This is a genomic window from Rubneribacter sp., from assembly GCF_965361815.1.
This window is the reverse complement of sequence record NZ_CBDTNW010000015.1, coordinates 1-6,220: the sequence shown is the minus strand read 5'-3', so window position 1 is coordinate 6,220 and position 6,220 is coordinate 1. Positions and strand designations below refer to the sequence as shown.

At 68.3% G+C, this 6,220-nt stretch carries 6 protein-coding genes; 1 reads left to right on the top strand and 5 read right to left on the bottom strand.

Annotation, left to right across the window (positions count from 1 at the left end; all coding sequences use genetic code 11):
• Positions 1-143: 143 nt before the first annotated feature.
• The 5 genes from ACWKY3_RS00960 to rnd all read right to left on the bottom strand — a co-directional run bounded on the left by ACWKY3_RS00960 (position 144) and on the right by rnd (position 5,184).
• Positions 144-1,385 carry an acetate/propionate family kinase gene (locus ACWKY3_RS00960; protein WP_449314554.1) on the bottom strand — a complete coding sequence of 414 codons (1,242 nt, stop codon included), beginning with the start codon at positions 1,383-1,385 and terminating at the stop codon, positions 144-146.
• Between the two features lie 143 nt (positions 1,386-1,528).
• Complete coding sequence (gene xseB / locus ACWKY3_RS00955) at positions 1,529-1,786, bottom strand: exodeoxyribonuclease VII small subunit (protein ID WP_449314553.1); 258 nt, start codon at positions 1,784-1,786, stop codon at positions 1,529-1,531.
• A complete protein-coding gene (xseA, locus tag ACWKY3_RS00950) occupies positions 1,783-3,168 on the bottom strand; it encodes an exodeoxyribonuclease VII large subunit (protein WP_449314552.1) in 1,386 nt (461 codons plus the stop codon). Before xseA ends, xseB begins: the two co-directional genes overlap by 4 nt.
• 8 nt (positions 3,169-3,176) lie before the next feature.
• Positions 3,177-3,851, bottom strand: a complete 675-nt coding sequence (locus tag ACWKY3_RS00945; protein WP_449314551.1) for a zinc metallopeptidase — start codon at positions 3,849-3,851, stop codon at positions 3,177-3,179.
• A gap of 187 nt (positions 3,852-4,038) precedes the next feature.
• Positions 4,039-5,184 (bottom strand): ribonuclease D, encoded by a 1,146-nt coding sequence (gene rnd, locus ACWKY3_RS00940; RefSeq protein ID WP_449314550.1) that lies wholly within the window; start codon positions 5,182-5,184, stop codon positions 4,039-4,041.
• A gap of 72 nt (positions 5,185-5,256) precedes the next feature.
• Here rnd and ACWKY3_RS00935 point away from each other — a divergent pair, with 72 nt between their 5' ends.
• Positions 5,257-6,168 (top strand): diacylglycerol/lipid kinase family protein, encoded by a 912-nt coding sequence (locus ACWKY3_RS00935; RefSeq protein WP_449314549.1) that lies wholly within the window; start codon positions 5,257-5,259, stop codon positions 6,166-6,168.
• The last annotated feature ends 52 nt before the right edge of the window (positions 6,169-6,220 follow it).

Below are 6,220 nucleotides of genomic sequence, written 5' to 3'. Positions count from 1 at the left end.
TCCTCCCTTTCCCAACCAGGGGCGTTTTCGCCGCCTTTTGGCTTCTTGCCGACATGAGGACGGCAGGGGCACAGGACAGAAACGTGGGGAGGCCCCTCCTTCGAGGGGCCTCCCCGCGTTTCAACGGAGCGGGAAACCGCTCGCTACATCAGTATCTCGGCCGCATCGTGCACGCCGTCCTCCATGCCCACCCGCTCGTGGATGATCTCGTAGGTGTCGCGGGCTATCATGTACTCCTCGTTGGTGGGGATGATGATGATCTTCACCTGGGAGCCGTCGGCCGAGATCTCGCGCTCGAAGCCGCGCTGGCGGTTCTTCTCCTCGTCCAGGATGATGCCCAGCGGCTGCAGGCCCGTGAAGATCAGGCGGCGCATCTTCTCGCAGTTCTCGCCCACGCCGGCCGTGAGCACGATGGCGTCCACCCCGCCCATGACCGCGATGTACTGGCCGATGTACTTCTTCACCGAGTTCGAGTACATGTCGTAGGCCAGCATGGCGCGCTCGTCGCCCTTCTCGGAGGCGTCGCGCACGCTGCGCAGGTCGTTGGAGATGCCCGAGATGCCCAGAAGGCCCGACTTCTTGTTCATGAGGTCGTTCATCTCGGCGGGCGAGAGGCCCTCGTGCTCCATGACGAACGGCACGATGGCCGGGTCGATGGCGCCGCAGCGCGTGCCCATCATGAGGCCGTCGAGCGGGGTCAGGCCCATGGAGGTGTCCACCGCCACGCCGTGGTCGATGGCGCTGATGGAGCAGCCGTTGCCCAAGTGGCACGTGATGAGCTTGAGCTCGTCTATCGGCTCGTCGAGCACCGCGGCCGCGCGCTCGGAGATGTAGCGGTGCGAGGTGCCGTGCGCGCCGTATTTGCGGATGGCGTACTTCTCGTACAGCTCGTAGGGCAAGGGGTACATGTAGGCCTTCGGCGGCAGCGTCTGGAAAAACGACGTGTCGAACACGGCCACCATCGGCACGTCCGGCATGTGCTTCTGGCAGGCGCGGATGCCCATGAGCGCGGCCTTGTTGTGAAGGGGGGCCAGCTCGGCCAGCTCGTCGATCTTGGCGACGACGTCCTCGTCAATGAGGACCGATCGGTCGAAGTACTTGCCGCCCTGCACGATGCGGTGCCCGACGGCGTCTATCTCGGCCAGGGAGTCCACGGCCTTGGCGGGACCGCTTGTGAGCGACTCCAGCACAAGCGCCATCGCGTCGTCATGGTCGGCCATGTGCGCGTCGATGACGCGCTCGTTCTCGTCGAGCCCGTGCTTGTGGAAGGACTCGGCCGACCCAACCCGCTCGCAGATGCCCTTGGCGAGCAGCTCCTGCCGCTCCACGTTGAGCAGCTGGTATTTCAAGGAAGATGATCCCGCATTGATGACTAGTACGTTCAACGGCCTGCCTCCTTTTGCCTATCCTGAAACATTCATTTTAGGCGCGGCGGGGACGGGCCGCATCCAGACGCGCCGCCCCTTCGGCAAGCGGCGCGCCGCTCACCGAAAACCGAGGGGGACGGCGGCCATCCCCTTCCCTTGGCTCACGACAGGCTGGTGTCGCGCGCCTCGTCGTCGGCCTCGGGGGCAAGCTCGCCCATGAGCACGTCCACCTTCTGCTGGGCCTCGGTCAGGCGGCCCTGCAGCGCGCGCAGAAGCGCCACGCCGCGCTCGTAGCTGGCAAGGCTGTCCTCCAGCTCCAACGTGTTGCTCTCCAGCACCCCCACGATGCCGTCAAGCTCGGCCATGGCCTCGCGAAACGACAGCTCCTCCACGGGCTTGACATCCAGAGCGTCACTCATGATGCGTCCTCCCACTCCATTATCTCCGTATCGATGCGCCGCGTTCCTTCCACGCGGCAGGCCAGCACGCCGTCGGCCAGCGACACGTCCACGGCGTCTCCCGCTGACACGCCGCAAACACTTCTCACCACCGCGCCCTCGGGCGTGCGCGCGACGGCGTACCCGCGCCCAAGCACGGACAGAGGCGACAGGTCGTGCAGGCGCGCGGCCGCCACGGCCGCCTCCTGGGAAAAGCGCCCCACAAGCGACCCGCCGCATGCCGCAAGCCGCGTCCGGGCGCGCGTCGCGTCCGCTCGGGCGCGCTCGACGGCGACCGGCAGGACGCGCGAAAGGCGCTCGCGCTGCCGCTCCACCGAAAGCGCGTCGCGCTCGACGTTGGCGGGGATGGCACGCGAGAGACGCTCCGATGCCAGATCGAGCGTCTGGGCCTCTGCGGCGAACAGAAGCTGCGGGTCGCGAAACAACGGGCGCGTGGAGAAGCGGCGCACCTCGGCCTCCGCCCGCTCCACCGCGCGCCCGGCGCACGCCGCAAGCGAGCGCGCCCGCGCGGAGAAATGGCGCTCCAGGCTCTCGCGCGAGGGACTGGCCGCCTCGGCGGCCGCGGTGGGCGTGGAGGCGCGCACGTCGGCCACCATGTCGGCGATGGAGGTGTCCGGCTCATGCCCGATGCCGGTGACCACCGGCACGGGGCAGCGCGCGATGGTGCGCGCCAGGCGCTCGTCGTTGAACGGCATGAGGTCCTCGAACGACCCGCCGCCGCGCACCACGAGCACCACCTCGGCCCCGGCCTCCACCACCTGCCGCATGCCCTCCACGATGCCCGCCGGCGCCTGCGCGCCCTCCACGGGCACGCCCGCCAAAAGCACGCGGGAAAGCGGGAAGCGGCGGCGCAGCGTGCGCAGCACGTCGTGCACGGCCGCCCCGCGCGGAGACGTGACCAGGCCCACTGTGCGAGGGTACGCCGGCAGCGGCCGCTTTCGCGCCGGATCCATGAGCCCTTCGGCCTCCAGCTTGCGCGCGAGATCGGCCACTTTCAAGCGCAGGTCGCCCTCCCCGGCCAGCGCCAGCGAAAACACGTCGAAGTTCATGCGCCCCTTCGGCGCGTACAGCGTGAAACGCCCGGTCAGTTCCACAAGCTGGCCCACGCGCAGTGCCACGCCCGCCGCATGGTAGCGGTTGTTCCACATCATGCACGGCAGCGCGGCGCGCTCGTCCTTCACGGTGAAGTACACGGCCTTGTAGCCGGGTTTGGCCGACACCTCGGACACCTCGCCCAGAAGGCGCACGACCACGCCCTCGAGCGCGCCTTTCGCAAGCGCCATCGCGCCCGAGACGGACAGCGGCTCGGGCGCCTGCTTGGCCTCCGTTGCTCCGGACTCCACGGCGCCGCCTAGTCGCGCCGCTGGGTCAAAAGCCACAGAAGCTGCAGGATGGAGGTGAGCGCGGCGGCCACGTAGGTGAGCGCGCAGGCGCGCAGCACGTTGAACGAGCCGGCCTGCTCGGCCTGGGGCAGCGCGATGCTGCTCATATAGACCATGGCGCGCTTCGACGCGTCGAACTCCACAGGGAGGGTGACCAGCTGGAACAGCACCACGGCGGCGTACATGACGATGGCGAGCGTGGTCAGGCCCGCGATGTTCAAGATGATGCCCATCAAAAGCAGGAGCATCCAGGCGTTGGAGGCCAGGTTCACCACCGGCACCAGCGCGCCGCGCACCTTCATGGGCGCGTAGCCCTGGGCGTACTGGTAGGCGTGCCCCACCTCGTGGCAGGCCGTAGCCGTGGCGGTGATGGAGCGCCCGTCGTAGGAGTCCGGGCCCAGCGTGACGGAGTTCGTGCGCGGGTCGAAAAAGTCCTGGCCCGGAGCGCCGCGGCGCACCTCCACGCCCGAGATGCCGTAGTAGGACAGCATCCCGCGCGCCACGTCGGCGCCGGTGAGGCCCGTTGAGATGGGCACGCGCGCGTACTTTTTCAGCTGCGAGTTCACATACCAGGTGGCCGCCCCGCCGATGGCCAGCGTGACGATGATCAAAAGCCAGTACGAATAGCTCATTCCAAGCAACATATCTGACAAACTCTCCTTTTCGAAAGGCGGCGGCGCGGCCCCTTCGGCCGCGCGCCGTCGAACATTCGCATCAGTATAGCGGAACCTTCGACGCCCGGGGAAACGGAGGCGGCGGTCCGCGCCAGATAACCAAAGGGCCGTTACCCTTCCGTGAACTGAGCGCCGCCGCCCCGTTGCGCGCGGCCCGTCAGCGCTCCCGGATCACCTTCAGCTCCCCGCCGTCCAGGCCAAGCAGGATCCTTCCCTCCAAAAGGTCGAGCAGCTCCTCGCCCACAAGGGCGCGCCGCCAGCCTCGCAAAAGATCCACGCCCTCGCGATATCCCCTGGCCACCCGCGTCAGATCGTCGTGGCTGGCCAATGTGGGAAACGCCACGCCGCTCTCCCTGGCGCGCAAGCGCACGAGCGCCATCATGAGGTCCAGCTGCGCATCGACGTTCGGCTCGTTCTTCCCGCAACGGTCGGGCTCAGGCCAGGTGTCGGGCGGCGAGTCGAGGGCCGACGCGATGAGCGCCACCACCGCGCGCGCGTCGCGCGTGGACAGGCGGTCGGACAGCCCGCGCACCATGAACAAATCGTCGATGCTGCGCGGCTCGCGCTTGCACGCCTCCACCACCTGCTCGTCGGTGATCACCCATTTGCGCGGCACGTCGCGACGCTGCGCCTCCAGCTCGCGCCACGCCGCCACCTCCCGCGCCGCCGCCAGCTGGCGGCGAGAGAGCTGCGAGACGCGCCTCAAGCGGCGGTAGCGGCTGCGCTCGTCCACAGCGTAGCGCGCCGGATCGCTCATGTCGGCGAAGTCGCGGTCGAGCCACGAAAGCCGCCCTTTGCGCTCCAGATCGGCGCGCATACGCTCGTAGATGCGCGGAAGATAGGCCACGTCGTCGGCCGCGTACTCCAGCTGCGAGCCGGACAGCGGGCGGCGCGACCAGTCCGTGAACGAATCGGCCTTCTTGAGCGACACGCCGCACTCCGCGTTCACGAGCGCGGCGTAGCCTATCTGCTGCGCGTGGCCCAGAAGCGCCGCCGCCACCTGCGTGTCGAAGAGAGGGCGCGGCAGCACGCCCACCTCCCTCAGGATGATCTCCAAATCCTGCCCGCCGGCATGGAAAAGCTTCATGACGCCCTCGTTCTCCAAAACGGGGGCCAGCGCCCGCAGGTCGTCCACGGCGAAGGGGTCCACGATGGCCGTCTCGTCGTCCGTTGCCAGCTGGATCAGGCACAGCTTCGCGTAGTACGTCTTCTCTCGAAGAAACTCCGTGTCGATGGCCAGCACGGCCGATCCCATGGCGCGCTGGACGAACGCCTCGAGGTTTTCTTGGTCAGCTATGTACACCGAATGGTCCTTACCTTGTGTTTCGCGCTCTGTGTGCTGTACCATGCCATCATAGCAACAGAAAGGGAATCTGTGAAACTGCTCGTCATCAACAACCTGTCCTCCGGCTACGGCGAAGGCGCCGTCTACGACTTCGCGCGCTCGTTCGCCAAAGACGGCGACGAGGTGTGCATCCGCTCCACCGACGGCGCGACTGACGTGCGCGACCTGCTTGAAGACGCGACGTCCTACGACGCGGTGGTGGCCAGCGGCGGAGACGGCACGGTGGCCACGGTGAGCTACTCGCTGGCGGGAACAGGCGTGCCGGTGCTGCCCTTCCCTGCCGGCACGGCGAACCTGCTCGCGCTCAACCTGGCCTCGCCCATGGAGCCGCACGCGCTGGCCAAGATGGTCCGCGAGGGCCGCACGCTCGACTTCGACCTGGGCGAGATGGAGGTGGCCGGACGCCGGTTCGGCTTCGGCATCATGGCCGGCGCGGGCTACGACGCCGCCATCATGCACGGGGCGGAGGCCGGCAAGCGCCTGTTCGGCCCTATGGCCTACCTCTCGGCCGCCGTGCTGAACCCGATGCCGCAGAAATCGCGCTTCTCCCTTGAGCTGGACGGGCGCACGGTGGAAAGCGAAGGGCTTGGCATCCTGCTCGTGAACTTCTCCAAGATCCAGTTCGACATCACGGTCACGCACGGCAACGAGCCGCGCGACGGGGAGTTCGATGTGGTGGTGCTCAAGGCCCGCACCGCCTTCGACCTCATCCCCGCCGTGCTGGCGGGCCTGCTCGACCGCGGCGGCGAGTTCCCCGACCGCACCGACGCCCTCGAGCTGCACCGCGCGCGCGAGGTGCGCGCGGAGGCCGACCCGCCCATGGAGGTGCAGTACGACGGCGAGGCCACGCGCCTCACCACGCCGTTCTCCGCGCGCATCTTACCGCGCGCCGCCCGCCTCATCGTGAGCGAGGAGGGCTACGAGCAGTTCAGCGGAGCGTAGCCGGGGGACGGAGCGCGACCGTCCCCCGGCCGCCCCCCCCTCACGCGTCGTC